General features: G+C 53.8%; 14 protein-coding genes. 6 read left to right on the forward strand and 8 right to left on the reverse strand.

What is annotated here, in order from left to right:
* Window positions 1-255: 255 nt before the first annotated feature.
* The 4 genes from CIK94_RS09885 to CIK94_RS09900 form a co-directional block, all read right to left on the reverse strand.
* A complete protein-coding gene (locus CIK94_RS09885; RefSeq protein ID WP_094385020.1) occupies window positions 256-2,505 on the reverse strand; it encodes a cation:proton antiporter in 2,250 nt (749 codons plus the stop codon).
* Between the two features lie 69 nt (window positions 2,506-2,574).
* Window positions 2,575-3,798 carry a peptidase T gene (gene pepT, locus CIK94_RS09890; RefSeq protein WP_022311634.1) on the reverse strand — a complete coding sequence of 408 codons (1,224 nt, stop codon included), beginning with the start codon at window positions 3,796-3,798 and terminating at the stop codon, window positions 2,575-2,577.
* A gap of 355 nt (window positions 3,799-4,153) precedes the next feature.
* On the reverse strand, window positions 4,154-5,110 hold the full coding sequence (locus tag CIK94_RS09895) for a D-2-hydroxyacid dehydrogenase (RefSeq protein WP_094422896.1): 957 nt from the start codon (window positions 5,108-5,110) through the stop codon (window positions 4,154-4,156).
* A 28-nt stretch (window positions 5,111-5,138) separates the two neighbouring features.
* The gene (locus tag CIK94_RS09900) at window positions 5,139-6,419 is read right to left on the reverse strand and encodes a replication-associated recombination protein A (protein WP_094385014.1); all 1,281 of its coding nucleotides are present in this window, start codon (window positions 6,417-6,419) and stop codon (window positions 5,139-5,141) included.
* 122 nt (window positions 6,420-6,541) lie between these two features.
* Between CIK94_RS09900 and CIK94_RS09905 the strand changes: the two genes are divergently transcribed.
* Complete coding sequence (locus CIK94_RS09905; RefSeq protein ID WP_094388062.1) at window positions 6,542-7,357, forward strand: hypothetical protein; 816 nt, start codon at window positions 6,542-6,544, stop codon at window positions 7,355-7,357.
* 315 nt (window positions 7,358-7,672) lie between these two features.
* Here the strand turns inward: CIK94_RS09905 and CIK94_RS09910 are convergent, their stop codons facing one another.
* From CIK94_RS09910 to CIK94_RS09930, 4 genes are all read right to left on the reverse strand, one after another.
* On the reverse strand, window positions 7,673-8,377 hold the full coding sequence (locus tag CIK94_RS09910) for an ABC transporter ATP-binding protein (RefSeq protein ID WP_022311638.1): 705 nt from the start codon (window positions 8,375-8,377) through the stop codon (window positions 7,673-7,675).
* A gap of 1 nt (window position 8,378) precedes the next feature.
* On the reverse strand, window positions 8,379-11,720 hold the full coding sequence (gene secA / locus CIK94_RS09915; RefSeq protein ID WP_094422898.1) for a preprotein translocase subunit SecA: 3,342 nt from the start codon (window positions 11,718-11,720) through the stop codon (window positions 8,379-8,381).
* Between the two features lie 281 nt (window positions 11,721-12,001).
* Window positions 12,002-13,405: an alkaline phosphatase family protein gene (locus tag CIK94_RS09925; RefSeq protein WP_094385003.1), complete on the reverse strand. Its 1,404-nt coding sequence runs from the start codon at window positions 13,403-13,405 to the stop codon at window positions 12,002-12,004.
* Entirely contained in the window at window positions 13,402-14,577 is a 1,176-nt protein-coding gene (locus CIK94_RS09930; protein ID WP_254046198.1) for a DUF4105 domain-containing protein, read from the reverse strand. Before CIK94_RS09930 ends, CIK94_RS09925 begins: the two co-directional genes overlap by 4 nt.
* A gap of 135 nt (window positions 14,578-14,712) precedes the next feature.
* Here CIK94_RS09930 and CIK94_RS09935 point away from each other — a divergent pair, with 135 nt between their 5' ends.
* From CIK94_RS09935 to feoB, 5 genes are all read left to right on the forward strand, one after another.
* The gene (locus CIK94_RS09935) at window positions 14,713-16,005 is read left to right on the forward strand and encodes a hypothetical protein (protein WP_094422902.1); all 1,293 of its coding nucleotides are present in this window, start codon (window positions 14,713-14,715) and stop codon (window positions 16,003-16,005) included.
* 24 nt (window positions 16,006-16,029) lie between these two features.
* Entirely contained in the window at window positions 16,030-16,686 is a 657-nt protein-coding gene (gene lptC, locus CIK94_RS09940) for an LPS export ABC transporter periplasmic protein LptC (protein ID WP_022311643.1), read from the forward strand.
* 3 nt (window positions 16,687-16,689) lie between these two features.
* Entirely contained in the window at window positions 16,690-17,961 is a 1,272-nt protein-coding gene (locus CIK94_RS09945; RefSeq protein WP_254046191.1) for a hemolysin family protein, read from the forward strand.
* A gap of 104 nt (window positions 17,962-18,065) precedes the next feature.
* Window positions 18,066-20,207, forward strand: a complete 2,142-nt coding sequence (locus CIK94_RS09950; RefSeq protein ID WP_094422904.1) for a peptidylprolyl isomerase — start codon at window positions 18,066-18,068, stop codon at window positions 20,205-20,207.
* A 780-nt stretch (window positions 20,208-20,987) separates the two neighbouring features.
* A complete protein-coding gene (gene feoB / locus CIK94_RS09955; protein ID WP_094422906.1) occupies window positions 20,988-23,405 on the forward strand; it encodes a ferrous iron transport protein B in 2,418 nt (805 codons plus the stop codon).
* Window positions 23,406-23,415: the final 10 nt, after the last annotated feature.

Below are 23,415 nucleotides of genomic sequence, written 5' to 3' on the forward strand. Positions count from 1 at the left end.
CGCCATGACCTCCGCACGAGCCGAGGGTACCTCGGCAACTCTGCTGACCATCTCTGCAGATGCGTATCGGACGATGCGGATATACGTATCGGACGGCACGGATGCGAGTTTCAGCCGATACGGATGTGAGTATCGGCCGGTTACAAGCAGCAAGGATAATGAGCATGAATGTGTAGGCTATAATGGCAAACCAGTAATAACACCTTAGGCTAAACGCAACCCTTTACCTTTACAGCAACGCACATCTCCACGCCATCAGGCTTGGAGCAGACGGTCAATACTGTCTCGCTCGCCCACCACCCAGATGACGTCGCCCTGCTCGAAGGGACGCTTGGGATTAATCATCGTAAGGTTCTGCTGCCCCTCTTCTACTCCCACGACCATGCAGTCATAGTTCTCGCGTATGCCGCTCTCGCTGAGCGTCTTGCCGACAAAGGCGCTACCGGCGTGGATGACGAGACTGTGCAGCCCCATCTCCCGCTTCTCTATATTGGGGTCTTCGGGCACAAGATTGCTGCTGAGTTCTATGCCGAAGGCATGCAGCTGCTCGTCGTTGCCGATGACCTGTATCTTGTCTTTGGGGAAGAGGATGGTGGAGCCACCGGGGATGTTGATGCGACGGTAACCGCGCAGGATGCTGCTCACGAGGACGCCGAAGCGCGCCCCCCACTGCAGACGGGCGAGGCTCTTGCCGGCGAAGGCGGAATTGAGGGGAATCTCAAACTCGGATATATGTAGGTCGCGGTCAAGCAGATGACCCTCAAAGAGCGGCCGCTTGCGCCCGCGCACCTGTGCCTCGATGTCGCGAGAGCGTAGGTTCTGCACAAAGAGTCGCTCCAGATGTATGCTGCTACGCTTCAGATTGCGCGACATCACAAAGATGGCTATCACGATGAGCGCCAGAGTGATTACGATGGCATTGGCAAAGCGTGCCAGATAGTTGCAGATATAGAAGAGGAACGCCGCGGCGATGAAGATACGCGCCACGATGGTAAAGAGCAGCGGCAGACGGTTGATGCGGTTGCCCGTCCAGAGCGCCTTGAACTCGTCGCTGTGGTTGTGCTTCATCACGATGGCGCGCAGGAAGGGCGAGATGAGTACCACCGTGACCAGGCCGCACACGCCGTTGGCCCACCAGTGGGGCAGTATCTGCCGGATGAAGGGCAGGAAGAAGGTAAACATGAGGGTGATGGTGGCGGTGGTGAGGATGCTGTAGATGAGCGCCGTGGTGAGCAGCTTGCGCATCAGCAGTCGCCAGTTGCCGCTTTCCACCGCACTCGAGTGGGTGGCAAGACCCAGATGGCCCAGCCGCCGCAGCCACCGCTTGGGCAGCCGCTTCTCCAACTGGTGGTAGGCGGGGTCGGCAGCCTTGATCATATAAGGTGTAAGGAAGGTGGTGATGACCGATACCGCCACCACGACAGGATAGAGGAAGTTGCCGATGACGTGGAGCGAGAGTCCCAATGATGCTATGATGAACGCGAACTCACCTATCTGAGCCATAGAGAAACCGCAGCGCATGGAGTTGCGCAGTGTCTGACCGCTCAGGAGAAATCCCATCGAGCCCAGCACACTCTGGCCCACGAGGATGGTCAGCACGAGGATGACGATGGGCACGGCATAAGCGACAAGGATATGTGGGTCGACCAGCATGCCCACCGATACGAAGAAGATGGCACCGAAGAGGTTCTTCACAGGCTCTACCAGTTGGATAATCTTGTCGGCCTCGATGGTCTCGGCAAGGATGCTGCCCATGATGAAGGCTCCGAAGGCGCTGCTGAACCCCACCAGCGTGGAGATGCACGCCATGGCGCAGCAGAGTCCGAGCGCCACGATGGTCATGGTCTCGTCATTCATGAGCAGACGCGTCTTGCGCAGGAACATGGGGATGAAGAAGATGCCTACCACCAGCCATACCGTGAGGAAGAAGCCTATCTTGACGACCGAAGCCACCATCTGCTCGCCGTCGGGGTTGGCCCCGGTGGCAAAGGCCGAGAGCATCACCATCATGACGATGGCCATGATGTCTTCGAGGATGAGCACGCTCATCACCAGCCCGGCAAACTTCTGCTGCCTGAGCCCCAGGTCGTCGAAAGCCTTGTAGATGATGGTGGTGGACGACATGGCAAGCATGCCGCCAAGGAATACGCAGTCCATGCGCGCCCACCCGAAGAGGTGGCCCACCACGGTGCCGGCAAACATCATGCAGAGGATGATGGTGATGGCGGCTATCATGGGCGCCATGCCCATCTTGAGTATCTTCTTGAACGAGAAATCGAGGCCCAGAGAGAACAGCAGGAAGATGACGCCGATGTCGGCCCACATCTGCACGTCGGCCTTGTCTATCACCGACATGGTGTAGGGCATGTGGGGCGACACGAGAAAGCCCGCCACGATGTAGCCCAAAACGAGGGGTTGGCGCAAGCGCTTGAAGAGCAGTGTGACGCCGCCAGCCACGATGAGTATGAGTGCAAGGTCCTTGACCAGAGCCGGAAGTTCAGCCATAAGCGTATAGGATAAAAGCGAAAAAGCTGCTCCTCAACAAGGAACAGCTTCTATCGCTATTGGGGATAATCAGTCGTTGTATGCAGCGGTGATGGCACAGATGCGGGTGATGACCTGCACAGCCTTCTGCATGACCTGGATGGAGACAAACTCGTGGGGGCCATGGAAGTTGACGCCGCCGGCAAAGATATTGGGGCAAGGGAGACCTCGGAAACTCAGCTGGGCACCGTCGGTTCCGCCACGGATAGGTTCAACCTTGGGGGTGACGCCTGTCTCCTGCATGGCTTTGAGCACAATGTCAATCACATGCATGTTGGGGTCTATCTTTTCCTTCATGTTGTAGTACTGGTCGCGCAGCTCAACCTTGACCGTGCCCTCGCCGTACTTCTCGTTCATACGGGCAGCGATAGACTCGATGAAGTCCTTGCGGTCTTCAAACTTCTCGCGGTCGTGGTCGCGGATGATGTAGCTCAGCTTGGCTTCCTCGCAGTGGCTGTCGATGCCCAGCAGATGGTAGAAGCCCTGGTAGCCGTCGGTAGTCTCGGGGATGTCGGTCTCGGGAATGAAGGCGTTGAACTCGCAAGCCAGACGACTGGCGTTGACCATCTTGCCCTTGGCATAACCCGTGTGTACGCTCATACCCTTGATGATGACCTTGGCGGCAGCAGCATTGAAGTTCTCATACTCCAGGTTGCCCAGGTCGCTGCCATCCATGGTGTAGGCCCACTCGCATCCGAACTTCTCGACATCGAAGTGATGGGCACCCATGCCTATCTCCTCGTCGGGATTGAAAGCCACACGGATGTCGCCGTGCTTGATTTCGTCGTGGTCACGCAGATAGCACATCGCCTCGACAATCTCGGCTATACCCGCCTTGTCGTCGGCACCGAGCAGCGTGTGGCCGTCGGTCACGATGATGTCCTCGCCCTTGTGGTCGAGCAACTCGGGAAACTTGGAGGGCGATGACACGATGCCCTCGCTCAGCACGATGTCTCCACCGTCATAGTTCTCGACGATGCGGGGCTTGATGTTGGCGCCAGAGCAGTCCATACTGGTGTCGTAGTGGGCAATGAAGCCGATGGTGGGCACCTCCTTCTTGGTATTGGCCTTGAGGGTGGCGTAGATGTAGCCCATCTCGTCCATCTCGACATCAGAGAGACCTTCGCGCTCCAACTCTTCCTTCAGGTATTTGGCAAACACGAGCTGCTTGGCCGTGCTTGGCACAGTCTGAGAGTCTTCGGCAGACTGGGTGTCAAACTGTGTATAATTGATAAACCGTTGTACTAAATCCATATTCTACTTTCTATTACATTATTATATATGAGACAAAGTTAGCACAATTCGCCCGCAATTCAAAGCGAATGTCCAATTATTTTGCAGTTAAGCCGAAAAGTTGTCAGCAATCTGCAATGATGTCGGCGATGGCAGAGATGATGGCCGTGATGACAGACAACATCTTTGCGGGGTGCGAAATGGTTATTTCGTGGTTGGAAACAATGGTATAAAGACGGGAAATAGTCGTTTCGTGGTTTGCAACTATATTATGGATGGCATCGGGAGAGACGGGGCGAGACGGCAGACAAAAAAGCAATGGGCCTAATCTGACAGACAGACCAGGCCCACGGCAAAGGGTTATCTCAAATGGCGCTTAGGGATTGACCACATTCTGGGGATGGCCATCCTGGAATGCGCGGATGTTGTCGAAGGTGGCGTTGAGCAGTCGCTGGCGCGCCTCGACCGATGCCCATGCGATGTGGGGCGTGATGAAGGCGTTGGGCTGGGCGAAGAGCGGATTGTCGGCAGCCGGCGGTTCGCTGCACATCACGTCGGCACCATAGCCGCCAAGCTGTCCGGAGGCAAGAGCCTCAGCCACATCGGCCTCATTGACCAGAGGGCCTCGGCCGGTATTGACCAGCAGGGCGCCATGCTTCATGCGGGCGAGGGTGCGGGCGTTGATGAGCTCGTGGGTATCGGGGGTGAGCGGGCAGTGGAGGGTAAGGATGTCGCTCACACCGAAGAGTCCCTCAAGGGTGGTCTTCTGGATATAGTCGGGCAGGTCGATGGAGTTCTTGCTGGTGAAGGCAAAGACATCCATGCCAAACTCGCGGGCTATACTTGCCACCTTGGCACCGATATGGCCGAGGCCCACGATGCCGAGGGTCTTGCCGGCGAGCTCGCTCACGGGCAAATCCCAGTAGCAGAAGTCGGGCGCTGCCGACCAACGTCCCTCGCGGGTCTGGCGGGCATAGTGGGCCACGCGGTTGGTCATGTTGAGTATCAGTGCAAAGACCATCTGCGCCACGCTGTCGGTGCTGTAGGCAGGCACGTTGCACACGGTGATGCCCAAGTCGCGGGCCGCCAGGGTGTCGATGGTGTTGTATCCCGTGGCCAAGACGCATATCAGCCGCAGGTTGGGCAGCTGCTCAAGCGTCTGCCGCGTGAGTGTCACCTTGTTGGTTACTATGATTTCGGCATCATGCGCACGCTCGACTACCTCTGAAGGCTGCGTGCGGTCGTACACTGTTACCTCGCCCATCTCTTTGAGGGGTTCCCAGGTAAGGTCGCCCGGATTGGACGCATATCCGTCTAATAATACTATTTGCATATCCAATAATACTATATTCATTGTTGGTTTACTTATCATCTTTATATCTGTCGCCCCAGTATTGCAGCATGCGCTGATAGAGTTTCTCCTCGGAAGGACTGTGCTGGGCGTGCCAGAAGCGGCGGCTGCCCAACTCGGAGGGGAGATAGGACTGGGCAACGAAGTTGCCGGGATAGTCGTGGGGATAGAGATAGCCGTCGTGATAGCCAAGCTCCTTCATGAGCGCCGTGGGGGCGTTGCGTATGGGCAGCGGCACGGGCAGATTTCCAGTGGCGCGCACGGCAGCAAGGGCTTCGTCGATGGCGAGATAGGCAGAATTGCTCTTGGGACTGGTGGCGAGATAGACCACAGCCTCGGCAAGCGCAATGCGGCCCTCGGGCCATCCTATCTTGTTGACCACATCAAAGGCGGTGTTGGCCATGAGCAGGGCATTGGGGTTGGCGAGTCCCACATCTTCGGCGGCGCTTATCACCACGCGGCGGGCAATGAACTTGGGGTCTTCGCCTCCCTCTATCATGCGCGCCATCCAGTAAAGGGCGGCATCGGGGTCGCTGCCACGGATGCTCTTGATAAAGGCAGAGATGATGTCGTAGTGCATCTCGCCGTCCTTATCGTAGGCCAAGGGGTTCTGCTGGAGCCGCTCTTCGACCATCTCGTCGGTGATGGTCACTTCGTCGTCGGTAGAGGCACTGATAACGAGCTCGAGGATGTTGAGCAGTTTGCGCGCATCGCCACCGCTATAGCGCAGCAGCGCATCGGTCTGCTGCAGATGGATATGGCGCTTGGAGAGTTCGACATCCTGGGTCACAGCACGATGAAGAAGCGAGAGCAGGTCGGAAGCCTCGAGCGACTTGAGGACATAGAGCTGGCATCGGGAGAGCAACGGGCGGATAATCTCGAAAGAGGGATTCTCGGTGGTGGCACCGATGAGCGTCACCACGCCACGCTCGACCGCCCCAAGGAGGCTGTCTTGCTGGGATTTGGAAAACCGGTGAATCTCGTCGATGAAGAGTATGGGTGAGGCGGAATTGAAAAAGCGCCCACTCTTGGCACGTTCTATCACATCGCGCACATCCTTGACTCCACTGGTCACGGCACTGAGCGTGTAAAAAGGCACCTGCAACATGTTGGCAACAATCTGGGCAAGAGTGGTCTTGCCCACGCCAGGAGGTCCCCAAAGAATAAACGAAGAGATATGCCCCGTATCAATCATCTTGCGAAGCACCGCTCCCGGACCCACCAAATGCTGCTGTCCTACATAATCATCCAAGGTGCGCGGACGCATCCTTTCAGCTAACGGTTCACTCATAATTATTGCAAAGTTAATGATATTTTTCATATTGATACGATTTTTTTTGCATAAAAATTTGCAACTTAACGATTTGTTGTATACATTTGCAGCCAATACAAACTCCAAACTTTACACAAACAATGAAGCAAGACCATAAAGTTCTGACACTCAAAACTTTGAACAAGAGTAATATCTGGGACGCCCAAGAAAACGACATTTTCCGCCTCTGGGAAAGTGGCGAAAAGGAAGCCGATTTCAAAGACAACCTGCAGCATTACATGGATATTATCAAGAGTGGCTTTGAGCTGGAAGAGATAAAGATTGACAACCCCAAAGTCTTCGAGAAATACGAAGAGCGCGGATTCAAAATCGGACAAATCAAGCTCGACGACAAGCACGTACAGAAGTGGGCTGTCAAGAAGCGTCCCATCAACAGAGTCACCGACCTCACCTATGAAAATATACGCCACATCTCGGCTGCCAAGCTCATGGAGGTGCTCGAGCGCAACTTCGGCGGTGGTTGGGAATCGCTCTCACAGAGCATTCAGGATATCATCCTCAGCGGTTTTGACATCAGCACCACTACCCTACCCGCCAACCGTCTGCACAAGCCCGGCGGCATGTATGAGAAGAAAGTGAACGACGGTTTTGAGGTGCTCGAGATACCCAAAGGCTCGTGGGTGGAGGCCATCTTTGCCAAACTGAAACCCGAAGTGGAGAAGCCCCGCTACAAGTCGGAATTTGACGAGGACGACAAGAAAATGCGTGACTTTGACGAGGATGAGGACGACGAGGAATTGGACGATGTCAACGAGGACAGCGGCGAGGACTATGACGAGGACGACGATAGCTATGACGAGGACAAGCTCACGGAAGAAAGCTATCGCACCACCTTCGACACCGACCCCGAAGACCTGAACATGGAGGCTGAAGACGTAGCCGAAGAAGAGTATTAATACATCTTATCATATAAAAGGAGGAAAGCCATTCTGACATCATCACGGTGTCGGAATGGCTTTCTTCGTTAATCGCCAGATAACCAAAGGCATGAATAGCGAAAGCGAGGACAGTGCCGGCAGATAGGCAGACATGCTCGGTATCCACAGAGGCGAACTCGACACCGGCAGAGACATGCTCGGCATCGGTAGAGACATGCTCGGCACCGGTAGATCCATGCTCGGAAGTCGAACATGCAGAAACTATAATCCCCATAGAGGCAGGAAGTACCTACATCTATGGGGATAACGGTATAGGGTGAAACCTAAAGACGGCTATTCGCTCACTTCAAAGTAGCTCTCCAACTCGCTCTCGGCGCTACCTCCCTCATTGGGCAAGTCCTTGATAATCTGGCCATGCTCCAAGAGAGCCACTCGCGTAGAGATGTCGATGGTGTGCTGCAGATTGTGGCTGCTCACCAGTATGGTGGCATGCTCCTGGGCGGCATAATCAACAAGGAGTTTCTTGAGCAGTATCTGGCTTGACGGGTCGAGGAAGTTGAACGGCTCATCGAGAATGACGGTCTTTGGGCGGCTGAGCAGGGCTGAGACGATGCCCACCTTCTGCTTGTTGCCGGCAGAGAAATCGCGTATGTACTTCTTCTGCCCCATCACCTCGCCAGCCATAAAGCGCTCAAAGACAGTCAGCCGTTCGGCAACCTGGTCGCGGCTCATGCCGTTGACCTTGCCGACAAACTCGAAATACTCTTCGGGGGTAAGGAAATCGATAAGGAAACCCTCGTCAATATAAGCTCCTACACCCGCTTTCCAGTCTTCGCTCTCGGCAGGGTTGGCTCCGTCGATGGTGACCGACCCCCGGTCGGCGTCGAGCAGGTCAAGGATGAGTCGGAAGAATGTGGTCTTTCCGGCACCATTGTTGCCGACGAGTCCGAGGACATCTCCGTCGTTGATAACAAACGACGGGATGTCTACAGCTGTCTTTTCGCCGAATTGCTTCAGCAGGTCTTTGGCTTCAATCATATTATCGGAGATTGCGTCCGTGGCAGTTCTTGAACTTCTTGCCCGAACCGCAGGGACATGGGTCATTGGGACGTGGCATCTTCTGAGCTACGAAAGGTGTGTGGTTGACCTGGTCGGCTCCCTCACGGGTATCGCGCTGGGCAGCGCTGCGCTGGGCCTGCTCGTCGAGGTCCATCTTCTGCTCATTGTAACGCTGGGAACGCTCCTCGGGGGCTGCCTCCTGTACAGGCTGCTGCAACTCGGGCACCTGACCACGCATAAGGACTGAGGCCACACGGTTGTTGAGGTCGTCAATCATGGCATCCCAAAGCTTGGCACTCTCGAGCTTGAACACGAGAAGCGGGTCTTTCTGCTCGTAAGTGGCGTTCTGCACACTGTGGCGCAACTCGTCGAGCTGGCGAAGGTGCTCCTTCCACTCGTCATCGATGGTATGGAGGACGATATACTTCTCAAACTCCTTGACCACCTCCTTGCACTCAGAGGTATAAGCAGCGTTGAAGTTGCAAGGTATCTGGTAGATATGGCGGCCATCGGTCACTGGAACGGCAATGCGCTCGATGCGGTCGCCATGGGCCTGATAGAGGTCGCTGATTACGGAGTAGGCAATGCTCTGCATACGCTCGTTCTTGCGCTTGAATGAAGCCATAGCCTCCTGGAATGCGCGCTCAGCCAAATCATCGCGCTTGCCGGCGAGAAGTTCTTCCTCGGTGAAGGGGCACTCCATGGCAAGAACCTTAAGGAAGCCTTCCTTGCAGCCTTCGTAGTCGTTGTTCTCGATGATAGACACGCAACGGTCCCAGATGATGTTGGCGACATCCATACCGATGCGCTCACCCATCAGTGCATGACGGCGCTTGTCGTAGATAACAGTACGCTGCTTGTTCATCACATCATCGTACTCAAGCAGGTGTTTACGGATACCAAAGTTGTTCTCCTCGACCTTCTTCTGGGCATACTCGATGGCGCGCGACATGATAGGCGACTCGATACGCTCTCCGTCCTCAATCTTCATGCGGTCCATAATCTTGGCGATACGCTCGGAAGCGAAGAGGCGCATGAGTTTGTCTTCGAGAGATACATAGAAAACAGACGAACCGGGGTCGCCCTGACGGCCAGCACGACCACGCAGCTGGCGGTCTACACGACGGCTCTCGTGGCGCTCGGTACCGATGATGGCGAGACCACCTGCAGCCTTGACCTCGGGAGAGAGCTTGATGTCGGTACCACGACCTGCCATATTGGTGGCAATGGTCACGGCGCCCAGTCCATTAACACTCTGTCCGGCTTGGGCCACGATGTGGGCCTCACGCAAGTGGTTCTTGGCATTGAGCACCTCGTGGGGTATCTTGCGAAGGGTAAGCATACGGCTCAGCAACTCTGAGATTTCTACCGAAGTGGTACCCACCAGACAGGGACGTCCGGCGTTGCGCATCTCCTCGATTTCCTCGATGACGGCACGATACTTCTCGCGGTTGGTCTTGTAGAGACGGTCGTCCATATCGATACGTGCGACAGGACGGTTGGTAGGTATCTCGACAACATCGAGCTTGTAGATATCCCAGAACTCGCCAGCCTCAGTAGAAGCAGTACCGGTCATACCGGAGAGCTTGTGATACATACGGAAGTAGTTCTGCAGGGTGATAGTGGCAAAGGTCTGGGTGGCAGCCTCAACACGGACATGCTCCTTGGCCTCAACAGCCTGGTGGAGACCATCGCTCCAGCGGCGACCCTCCATGATACGGCCTGTCTGCTCATCAACAATCTTGACCTGGCCATCGATAACGACATACTCGTCATCCTTGTTGAACATGGTGTAAGCCTTGAGCAACTGCTGGAGAGTATGCACGCGCTCGCTCTGCAATGCATAGTGGGCAAGCATCTCGTCCTTCTTGTCCAGGCGCTCCTGGTCGGAGATACCGGTCTGGCTCTCAAGCGCAGACATCTGAGAAGTGATGTCGGGCAATACAAAGAGCTTGTCATCATTGACCTGGGCGGCGAGCCATGCAGTTCCCTTATCGGTAAGGTCGGCACTGTTGAGCTTCTCGTCTACCACAAAATAGAGAGGCTTGACGGCCTCGGGCATACGGCGGTTGTTGTTCTCCATATACATCTCCTCGGTACGCTGCAAACCAGACTTGATGCCATCCTCAGAGAGATATTTGATAAGCGCCTTGTTCTTGGGGAGAGCCTTGAAGGAACGGAAAAGAGCGAGGAAGCCCTCAGCCTGCAACTCCTGAGCCTTCTTGGCATCAGCCTCTTTCTCTGCGGCGCTGATTTTCTGGCGTGCCTCGGCAAGGAGTTCGGTAGCCTGCTTGCGCTGAACTTCATAGAGACGCTCAACGAGGGGCTGGAACTGCTCAAACATCTGGTCGTCGCCCTTGGGGATAGGGCCAGAGATGATAAGTGGGGTACGGGCATCGTCAATCAACACCGAGTCGACCTCATCGACGATGGCGTAGTTGTGGCGGCGCTGCACAAGGTCGGCAGGCGAAACAGCCATATTGTCACGCAGATAGTCGAAGCCGAACTCATTGTTGGTACCAAAGGTAATATCAGCCTGATAAGCCTTGCGACGGGCCTCAGAATTGGGCTGGTGCTTATCGATACAATCTACACTAAGTCCATTGAACATATAGAGTGGGCCCATCCACTCGGAGTCACGCTTGGCCAGATAGTCATTGACGGTCACCATGTGTACACCATTGCCGGTGAGCGCATTGAGGAATACTGGCAGAGTAGCCACAAGAGTCTTACCCTCACCAGTAGCCATCTCGGCAATCTTACCCTGATGGAGGGCGATACCACCGAAAATCTGCACATCGTAGTGTACCATATCCCACTTCACCTTGTTACCTCCGGCCGTCCACTCGTTGTGGTAAATGGCCTTGTCGCCATCGATGGTGATAAAGTCGTTGGCGGGATTGGCAGCCAGTTCACGGTCGAAGTCGTTGGCAATAACCACAGTCTCCTCGTTCTCGGCAAAGCGGCGGGCGGTATCCTTGACGATGCTATAGGCAATAGGCATAACATCGTTGAGAGCCTTCTCATACTTCTCGAGCGCGTCCTTCTCAAGACTGTCTATCTTGTTGAAAATCTTCTCACGCTCATCAATAGGAGTTTCCTCGATGGTGGCACGCAACTTGGCTATCTGCTCTTTCTCAGTCAGGGCAGCATCCTGCACATACTTCTGTATCTCCTTGGTCTTGGCACGCAGTTCGTCGTTGCTCAAGGCCTTGATGGCAGGGTATGCTTCCTTTACCTTTTCTACAAGGGGCTGGATGAGTTTCATGTCGCGGGTGGACTTGTCTCCAAACAGCGACTTCAGAATTTTGTTGAAATTCATTGCTTATATTATTTTATTTATTATCTTGATAATCATGTGCAAAGGTACGAATATTTTCGTACAATTATGCACTATTTGCCGTATTTTAATCACACGCAGTGATGTCTGCAATCATTTTTGTGCCATACTGCAAGGGCTCAAGCGCCTACACTTACATATCTATCGATGCAGGCACCCGCAAAGGCACCTTGGGAATGGCTATAATAAACAAGGGAAAAACAAAGCCTGTAACCTCCGTCGACGTCACGGCATTGCCGCCGACAGAGGTTGCAGGAAAAACGTCAGAACAAGGGTTCTGACTTACAGGCATTGGGAGCCCGGATGCGTATGGCCTTGGCAATGGTGGGTGCGATATGCTCCACGCTTACCGGGGTATTGATGTGCTCTGCCGGGGTTCCGGCGCCATAGAATATGATGGGGAACGGCACAAACGAAGCACGACAAGTGTAGCGTTCCTGATTGTCTTCGTTATACAACTGCCAACCTGGAGCCACCTCGACCACAATGTCGCCGCTGATGGCGGGATGATGGCCGTTACGCAGTTTGCGTGTATCGCCGCCCGCATTGAGAAGGCTGTTGGTGGTATAGACATCGCGCACTCCCGAGTTCTGGATAAGGAACTCCTGACAACGCACCAGCACCTCGCTCTGGCTGATACGTTTCTGCTCTATCAGCTTGTGATTCAGATAGATTTCGTTGTGATAACAGGCTTCAACATATCTACCCTGGCCATAAACAGCACCGAGATAGATGTTGAGCAGATTGGCGGTACGGTTGATGTAGAACGTGCCGGTGGGCACATTGTATTTGGAATAATCTACATTCTCTTCATCGGTATAGCCCGTGCTGGTCACCACAAACAGCACATGCTCCTTACCTACCTGTTTCTCGATGCCAGCCACAAGGTCGCCCAGCAGTTGGTCGAGCTTGATGTACACGCCCTCCATATCTGTCTGCCAGTTGGCTGCGCCGCGCCCTTTGGCAGAGAGCGTTACGGCGAGATAGTCAGTCACGGCATCGCGCCCCATAGCCTGCTCCACCACGCAAGCCTGAGCTGCATGGGCTACGGCAAGGTTCTTGGTGCGGTCATCCGACGCGCGCTGCGAATAGACGGCATTGTAGGCATTGAGCCACTTATGCGCCTTCTGCGGATAATAGGCCGAGGTGGCAAGCACGCCACGGTTGTCGTCGACCCACACGGCTCCGTCGGCAGCATGACCGGCAGAGAGGACGGCGGCATCACGGCTGAAAGCGAGGGCATAGACGAGCGCAGAGCCGCCAGTAGCCACCTTGAGCTCGTCGCCTATGGTAGAAGTGGAAAGCAGGCGCGGCGAAGTACCCACCTTGCTGTCTGCCACGCAATAGACGGGGCGCAGCGTGGCTCGGTCAAGCCATTGCGAGCTTACTATATTATTATAATAAGGTGTAGTGCCCGAACTGATAGACGCCACAGCCGAGGCACGGTCAATGGGAAGAAAGTCGTAGCTTGCGGCCTCATAGACACGCCCTTCGGACAGAAGTTTCTTGAATCCGTCGGGACCGTAGAGAGGAGCGAAAGCCTGTATATAATCAGTACGCAACTGGTCGATGGTGATATTGACCACGAGGCGGGGCGCCGGCTGCAGCCGCTGGGCCGAGGCGGTAGCTGAGAGTGCGAGCAATATCGCTGTCAGACATTTATTCATGCGGTTGTTTGTTTTGTTCGTTTACACCAGTTATAGAGTACTGCAACTCTAAACAGCAAAGATAATGCCAAAGTCCATATTGCCGCATCATATTTTTGCCAAATGCCCATAAAAAGTGACAATGCCAGTGACCCGGCTATCACCCACAGCCATCTGCTGAACTGGCGGCGTCGCAGTGAACGCGCCACGGGCCAAAGGGCTACAAGGCAGAGCGGAGAGAGTATCAGTATCTGGAAATTAAGGCTCACCGTGGGATGCTGCGAGAAAATCATGGCTGTCAGGATGATTCCTCCCACACCCGTAGCGAGAAGCCACAGGATGTCGAGCCCATAGAGGATGCGGCGGGTGCGCCACTCGATGATGGTGACGACAATCACGACCATCAGCACCGCAAGGGCCACAGCCATAGGAGGCATCGCAGCCGCAAAGCCAGACTCTGCATCTTGCTTTTCAGCCAGTTGCGACAACGATGGTGCATAGAGCATACGACTGTCTGAGACCAGCTTGCGACGCTCGCCAGAGGGAAGCCGCAGATAAGCATCATCAAAATCCTCGCGCAGACTGTCGGGCAGGAACTGACGCTCAGCCATAGAGACTTGACGATCGGCTTTAACACCGAGGAGCAAATCATTGCCCAATCGGCTCCAGGGATAGTCTTCATTCCACTGGTGAAGCATAGTGCGGAAGGTCACACCGTCAAGGTTGCGCTGAGGATATTCTATGTCGCAACCCAACTGACCCACAATGACATCGCGGGCCTTGGTGGTACAGTTGTTATAGAAGAAATTATAACGATAGGTACGGTTTTCAGGCAGATAATTGTGGGCAAGGGCTTCACTGATGGCACGCTTCTGCTCAGCGGTGAGGTTGAGAGTCTGCTGGTAGACCCACCGGCCTTCATACTGATACTCGCGCATGAAATAATCAAAAGGCGTGATGCCCATCTGATAATCAGTAAGTCCGAAGACAAACCTCAGGACAAAATAGTCCTGATTGAAAGAGAACATACCGTAATTGATGACCATATCCTCGCCAGTGCGATGGTCGGTATAACGGATGGCTGTATGGCCGTAGAGCGAATAGACCTCGTCGCCCGGCCCACAGGTAAGCAGCGCGATGACCACGGAGTCGGCAGACTCTGTAGCCCTACAGGTAACGCATGTCAAAGACACCAAAAATGTCAACAACACGGTCTTCAAAAATGTATTAAAATGTTTCACAGTGCAAAAATAGCTTGTTTTTTGGACTTTTCGTATCATATTTCAATTTTTTTCGATAATTTTGCACGCTATACAACACATACGTTAATGAAAAGAATAATTCTTAGCATAGCCCTTATGGGTTTAGCGGTACTGAATATAACGGCACAGAGTGGCACCAACTCTCCTTATAGTCAGTTTGGATTGGGCTTGTTGGCCGACCCGTCGAGCGGATTCAACCGCGGTATGAACGGATTGGGCCTGGGATTTCGCGAGCACAATCAGGTCAATTATCTCAACCCCGCCTCTTACTCTGTTATCGACTCACTTTCTTTTATCTTCGATGTGGGAATAACAGGCCAGATAACCAACTTTAATGAGAATGGCAAGAAGCAAAATGCCAACAACGCCGACCTTGAGTACATCGTGGCCGGTTTCCGCGCGTTCAAGAACCTCGGCGTCAGCTTCGGTATCATTCCCTTCACAACCGTGGGTTACAACTACGGCACTTCCTCCTATGTAGGCAACCAGATGACCGTGATGTCTTCCAACACCTATTCGGGTAGCGGCGGTGTACATCAGGCATATTTTGGTGCAGGTTGGCGCCCCATCAAGTACTTATCCATCGGTGCCAACATCTCTTATCTGTGGGGCAACTACGACCGCTCGCTCGTAAACCGCTACAGCGACTCGTATGCCAACACCTTGGCACGTTATTTCTCTGCCGACATACGCAGCTACAAGCTCGACCTGGGCGTGCAGGGCATACTGCCGCTGAGCAAGAAGAATACCCTCACCGTAGGTGCCACCTATAGCCCCGGACACAAGCTCAACGCCGACCCCGAGTGCATGGTCATCTCGACCAACACCCAGCAGGCCGTAGCCGACACCACCCGCTATAGCATCACCAATGGTTTGTCTATCCCCGACATGTTCGGTGTAGGTATCGCCTTCAACCACGACAACCAGTGGAAGGTGGGTGTCGATTATACCTGCCAACTCTGGGGCGACATCCAGTTCCCCGAGTTCTCTGTAGAGAACGGCGTGTCTCAGTTCACGCTCAAGAATTCGCTCAAAGACCGCCAGAAGATTACCGTTGGTGGCGAATACTGCAAGGCTGAGTATGGCCGCAGCTTCTTCCAGCGCATCAAGTATCGCGTCGGTGCATCCTACGCCACACCCTATGTCACCGTCAACGGCCAGGACGGCCCCAAGGAGGTCAGCGTCAGTGCTGGTTTCGGCTTTCCCATCGTCAACGCCTACAACAACCGTTCTTACCTGAACATCAGTGGCCAGTGGGTTCGCTCCACAGCACCAGGTTACATCAAGGAAAACATCTTCCGCATCAATATCGGCCTCACTTTCAACGAGCGTTGGTTCGCCAAGTGGAAGGTTGATTAATATAGAGGTATAAAAAGACTTACAGTGTCAAGACGCTTAACCATCATCTCGCTGCTTGCAGCCCTTTTCTGCATCTCCTGTCAGGAACAGCAAGAGCACACAGCTCCCGCCATCAATCCCCGCGATTCGGTGGCGATGATGATTTCCTATGGCGTCAACACGCTCATTTCCGACTCGGGCGTCATCAAGTACCGCATTGTCACTGAGAGATGGGAGGTCAACCAGAACCGCAAGCCCTCGCGATGGATATTCGACAAGGGACTGTTTCTGGAGCAGTTTGACCAGCGTTTCCATGTAGAGTCCTACATCCAGTGCGACACTGCGTATTATTATGATGAAAGCCGACTGTGGGAACTGCGCGGTAGAGTACACATTCTTACCAACGACGGACTGCGTTTCTCCAGCGAGCAGCTCTATTGGGATGAACTCAGACACGAGCTCTACTCCCATGTCTACTCCAAGTTGGTTACCCCCGAGCGCGAGATTGAGGGCAGCTACTTCCGCAGCGACGAAAAGATGACGAAATACTACATATCCAACAGCAAGGGTTCGTTCGTGAAAGGCGACTTTGACAGCAGCGAGAGCGACACAGTGACGACAGCCAAAGACTCGGTGGCTCCACAACTGCGCCCGGCTCCGATGCCCCAGCGCCGCAACACGTCAATACCAATTATGCACTAAATCATGTTAGACAACATAGACATACCGCTACTTATAGGCATCCTGATTTCCATGGTTCTTTCAGCATTCTTCTCAGGCATGGAAATCGCTTTCGTCTCCAGCAACAGAATGCGCGCAGAGATGGACAAGGAGAAGAGTGTATTCACCCAGAAGCTACTTTCGGTATTCTACAGCCACCCCAACGGCTTTGTGAGCACCATGCTTGTAGGCAACAACATCGTGCTGGTGGTCTACGGCATCTTGTTTGCCAAGTTCTTCGACAAGACGCTCTTTGAGCCGCTCGACGTCGGTATGCGCGTAGCTGCCGACACCATACTCTCGACCATCGTGGTATTGTTCACCGGCGAATTTCTGCCCAAGACGCTGTTCAAGAACAATGCCAACAAGCTGCTTACGCTCTTTTCGCCCATAGCCTATTTCTTCTATATTATCCTATGGCCCATAAGCAAATTCTCTACCCTGTCTGCCAAATTTCTGCTCAGACTGGTAGGCAAGCGCATGGAAAAGGAAGACGACGACGAAGGGTTCTCCAAGGTCGACTTGGACTACCTTGTCCACTCGTCGCTCGACAACGCCAAGGCCGACAGCCCCATCAATGACGAAGTCAAGATATTCCAGAACGCCCTTGAATTTTCAGACATCAGGGTGCGCGACTGCATGGTGCCACGTACCGAAATCAATGCCGTAAGCATAGACTGCAGCATCGAGGAACTCCAGCAGAAATTCATCGAGAGCGGCAACTCCAAGATTATCGTTTACCGCGATGATATCGACAACATTATAGGCTACATCCACTCGCTCGAGCTGTTCCGCAACGCTGCCGAGTGGAAAGAGCATGTATGCCAGATGCCGTTCGTACCTGAGAGCATGGCAGCGCAGAAACTGATGAAGACATTCCTGCAGGAGAAGAAATCACTGGGCGTGGTGGTCGACGAGTTTGGCGGTACCAGCGGCATCGTGGCACTCGAGGACATCGTAGAGGAAATCTTCGGCGACATCGAAGACGAGCACGACAGCACCAAGTATATCGCCAAGCAGCTCGACAACGGAGAATATCTACTCTCTGCCCGACTGGAGATAGACAAAGTCAACGAGATGTTTGACCTGGGACTCCCCGAAAGCGACGAATATATGACCATCAGCGGACTCATACTCCACTACTACGAAAGTTTACCCAAACTCAACGAGATAGTGACCATCGGCAAGTTTGAGTTCAAGATTATCAAGAATACAATGACCAAAATCGTCCTTGTACAACTAAAAGTTAATGCCTGAGAGCAAATTTTCGGCGAAAAGTGCCGTGGTTTGCTTTCTTTTTACTATTTTTGTAGGCATTTAGAAAAAACGAGAAAACAATAATAATAAAAACTATAATAATAATGGCAGCATTAGGAAAAATTAGAAGCAGAGGCGGCCTGCTGATAGGTATTATCGCACTGGGCCTTTTTGCATTCATCGCCGAAGAAATGGTTCGTTCGTGCGAAACTACTAAAAACGACCAGCGTCAGCAGGTCGGTGAAGTATTGGGAGAGAAAATCAATTTTCAGGAATTCCAGAAGCTCGTTGACGAGAACACCGAAATCATCAAGATGCAGCAAGGTACTGAAAACCTGAATGAAGACCAGCTCAACCAGGTTAAGGATATGGTTTGGAGCACTTACGTTCAGACCAAAATCATCGAGAAGGAAGCCAAGGAACTGGGCCTCACCGTTACCGACGGCGAGTTGCAGAACATCCTGAAGCAGGGTACCAACCCACTGCTCATGAACACTCCGTTTATCAACCAGCAGACTGGACGCTTCGACGTCAACCAGCTGCAGAAGTTCCTCGCCGAGTACAAGGCCCAGCAGGGTGTAAATCCCCAGATGGCACAGCAGTACAACAGCCTGTACAAATACTGGAACTTCATCGAGAAGACACTGCGCCAGCAGACTCTTGCACAGAAGTACCAGGCACTGCTTGGCAGCTGCTTCATCTCCAACGCAATCGAGGCCAAGGCTTCATTCAAGGAGGAGAACGAAGAGGCTCAGGTTGAGCTCGCCGCTCTGCCCTACTCTTCTATCGATGACAGCAAGGTGACCATCGAGAAGTCAGACCTCAAGGCCAAGTACAACGAGCTGAAGCCCCGCTTCGAGCAGTTTGTTGAAGCCCGCGACATCAAGTATATCGACATCGAGGTAGTACCTTCAGCAGCCGACCGCGCCGCTATCAAGAAGGACTTCGAGGCTTATCACAACGACATGGTTGCTGCCGCTGACCCCGCAGAGGTGGTACGCAAGAGCGCATCGCTCATCCCCTATCTGGGTCTGCCCGTGACCAAGGCTGCATATCCTATGGACATCGCTGCCCAGCTCGACTCTATGGCTGTAGGTCAGACATCACGCGTCTTCAACAATGCTCAGGACAACACCATGAACATCGTGAAGCTCGTGTCTAAGACCCAGATGCCCGACTCTATCCAGTATCGCCAGATACAGGTGGCAGCCGAGACTCCCGAAGCATCCAAGGCTACTGCAGACTCTATCTACCGCGCACTCGCAGCAGGTGCCGACTTCGAGGCACTCGCCAAGAAGTACAACCAGACTGGCGAAAAGCTGTGGATAACCACTGCCCAGTATCAGGCAGCTCCCTCTATGGACAAGGACACCAAGAACTTTATCAATAGCCTCAACACTCTCTCTGCCAACGAGACCAAGGTCATCAACTTCACTCAGGGCAGCGTAGTGCTTCAGGTCGTAGACCGCAAGGCTATGGTCAACAAGTATGTTGCAGCCGTTGTCAAGAAGACCATCGAGTTCTCTAAGGATACTTACAGTGCCGCTTACAACAAGTTCAGCTCGTTTGTAAGTGCCAACGACACCGAGGAGAAGATTGTCAAGAATGCAGCCAAGGCCGGCTACACTGTAAGAGAGGCCAACGACATCACTACTGCTCAGCACAACCTCGCCGGCATCCACAGCACCCGCGACGCTATGAAGTGGTTGTTCGAGGCCAAGGAGAAGGAAGTATCTCCTATGTATGAGTGTGGTGACAACAACCACCTGCTCGTAGCCGTTCTCGACAAGATTCACGCCAAGGGCTACCGCGATCTCGACGATGCTCAGGTAATGGACATGGTCAAGGCAGAGGTAATGAAGGACAAGAAGGCAGAGATGCTGATGGAGAAGGTTAAGGGCGTGAAGTCTGTCAACGAGGCTAAGGCCAAGGGCGCTACCGTAACCGCTATCAGCCAGGTTACCTTCGCTGCTCCTGTATTCGTTACAGCTACCGGTTCTACCGAGCCCGCTCTGAGTGGAGCCATCGCTGCTACAGCCAAGGGCAAGTTCTGCAAGGCTCCCGTGAAGGGCAATGCAGGTGTATACCTCTTCAGCGTTACCGGCAAGACCATGCGTCCCGGCAAGCTGGATATCAAGACCCAGGAGGCCAAGCTCAACCAGAGAGCCATGCAGATGGCTGCAGGTTATATGAGCGAGCTCTACGCCAACGCCAAGATTGTTGACAACCGCTACCTCTTCTTCTAAGCGATTACACCTTATTAATATATATTATCCCGATGTCCTCAACCAGGGCATCGGGATTTTTCATGCGCGAGGATTACGCCCCCGCTCCTTAGCAAACCGAGGGGAGAGTGTGCGGTTTTACCCAGAAAAGAAATATATCCATTCATACAATTGTATAGAGCATGTTCTTCATCCCGCAAACCAGCTTAGCCAGCTCGTACCGTTTGAAACGAGCCCACGTACCTTACGATACGTAGGCACGTGACATTTGATACGGACTCACGTTTCAATCGTTACGCACCAGCAACCACAACCTCAAGACAACCAAATGGCTCGATAATGAGCTGAAAGGCCATCAGGAAACTCGCAAAAACTGTAAAATAAGGCGTTCGGAAGGCAAGAAATTTGTAAAATAAGGCGTTCTGGAGACGTAAAAACTGTAAAATAAGGCGTTCTGTCATGCCGTCATCCTATTTATAACAGTCTATAAATGTGACAGGAAGCCTTGCCACAAGCAAACAGAGGCAAGAACTGGACGCCGAAACCATCTGCACAGCGTCGTCAGGACTGAGAAGTAGGGGAATGAGAGCATTTGAGCCTGTTTAGAGGCACGACAAGCCTGCCATTCTTCCCCATTCCTCTCCCCCAGCCATCCCACGGCATCGGCAGGAGAGTCGGCACCTTGCTGAGATTACGTTGGGATGGCTTAGTTTTTTGACTGGCACAAATAAAAACAAGGGCAGATTCTTTGTGTTACACACTACTTTGAGTAACTTTGCATCAGATTAAACCAATAGTAGAATGAAACTTTCAGAACTTAAAACCGGTGAGAAAGGCGTTATCGTCAAAGTGCTTGGACACGGCGGCTTTCGCAAACGCATCGTAGAAATGGGATTTATCAAGGGCAAGAAAGTGGAGGTGCTGCTCAATGCGCCGCTCCACGACCCAGTGAAATACCGTATTATGGGATATGAGGTTTCTCTGCGCCATAGCGAGGCCGACCAGATTGAGGTGGTTACCGCCGGAGAGGTCGCCAAGACACAGACCAATATCAAGCCCGAAATAGAAACCAACGCAGGCACAGACACCCATACCGCCGAGGCGCCCACCGACCAGCAGCTGGAAGACGCTGCCATCCGCAAGAGCCACGACATCAATGTGGCGCTCGTGGGAAACCCCAACTGCGGCAAGACATCGCTCTTCAATTTCATCTCGGGTGCCCATGAGCATGTGGGCAACTACAGTGGCGTGACGGTAGACGCCAAGGAGGGCGTGGCAGAGCTGGACGGCTACACCTTCCATATCGTCGACCTGCCCGGCACTTATTCGCTGTCGGCCTATTCGCCCGAAGAAATCTACGTACGCAGACAGATAATCGACAAGACGCCCGATATCATCATCAACGTGATAGACAGCAGCAACCTGGAGCGCAACCTCTATCTCACCACCCAACTCATAGACATGCACGTGCGCATGGTATGCGCTCTCAACATGTTTGACGAGTCCGAGAAGCGAGGCGACCATGTCGACGCCGACCGTCTGGGACGCCTCTTCGGTGTGCCCATGGTACCCACCGTCTTCACCAACGGCCGTGGTGTGAATGAACTCTTCGAGACCATCATCCGCATGTATGAGGGCAACGAGGACGACGACCCTCACTACCGCCATGTGCACATCAACCACGGCCACGAGATAGAACATGGCATCGAGGAAATCCAGGAGCACCTGAAGAAGGCAGCCAATCTGCGCCACCGCTACTCTACCCGCTATCTTGCCATCAAGTTGCTTGAAAATGACAAGGAGGCCGAACGCTATATCCGCACGCTGCCCGATGCCGAGGAGATACTGCGCCATCGCGACGAGGCGGCACGGCGTGTGAAGGAGGAAACGGGCGACGACAGCGAGACAGCCATCATGGACGCCAAATACGGATTTATCAACGGCGCGCTGCAAGAGGCCGAATACTCTACCGGACACAAGAAGGACACCTATCAGGTGACCCACCTCATAGACCGCATCATTACCAACCGCTTTGTGGGCTTCCCCATCTTCATCCTGCTCTTGCTGGTGATGTTCTCTGCCACCTTCCTTTTGGGACAGATACCCATGGGATGGATAGAGGACGGCATCGCCTGGCTCGGCACGATGGTGGGACAGTATATGCCCGACGGCCCGCTCAAGGACATGATAGCCGACGGCATCATCGGTGGCGTGGGAGCAGTGATAGTCTTCCTGCCGCAGATACTCATCCTCTACTTCTTCATCTCCTATATGGAGGACAGCGGCTACATGTCGCGCGCAGCGTTTATCATGGACCGTCTGATGCACAAGATGGGACTCCACGGCAAATCGTTCATCCCCCTCATCATGGGCTTCGGTTGCAATGTGCCGGCAGTGATGGCCACGCGTACCATCGAGAGCCGCCGCAGCCGTCTGGTCACCATGCTCATTCTGCCGATGATGAGCTGCTCGGCGCGACTGCCCATCTATGTCATGATTACCGGCACCTTCTTTGCGCTGAACTACCAGCCGCTCATCATGTTGTCGCTCTATCTCGTGGGCATCGTGATGGCGGTGATACTGAGCCGCGTCTTCTGCCGCCATGTCATCAAGGGCGAAGATACGCCCTTTGTGATGGAGCTGCCACCTTACCGCTTCCCCACCTGGAAGGCCATTGGCCGCCATACGTGGGAGAAGGGCAAGCAGTATCTGCGCAAGATGGGCGGCATCATCATGGTGGCGTCGATAGTGGTCTGGGCTTTGGGTTATTTCCCTCATCATGAAGGACTTACTCCCCAGCAACAGCAGGAGCAGAGCTACATAGGACACATCGGCAAGGCCATCGAGCCCGTTTTCCGTCCACAGGGTTTCAACTGGAAACTCGATGTGGGACTCGTCTCGGGCATCGGCGCCAAGGAGATAGTGGCATCTACCATAGGCGTGCTCTACGCCAACAGCGACGAGATGGGCTCCGACGACGGCAACACCCGCAAGTACGAACTGCTGCACCAGATGATGGCCGCCGACGGCATCACCCCGCTCGCGGCCTATTGCTTCCTGCTCTTCGTGCTGCTCTATTTCCCCTGTCTTGCCACCATTGCCGCCATCAAGTCCGAGACGGGCTCATGGCGATGGGCGCTCTTTGCCGCCGGCTACACCACGGTGCTGGCCTGGGTGGTATCTGCGCTGGTTTACCAGATAGGTTCACTCTTTGTCTAATTATCACATT

Origin of the sequence: Prevotella sp. P4-51, from assembly GCF_002251455.1 — a bacterium.
Lineage (GTDB): Bacteria > Bacteroidota > Bacteroidia > Bacteroidales > Bacteroidaceae > Prevotella.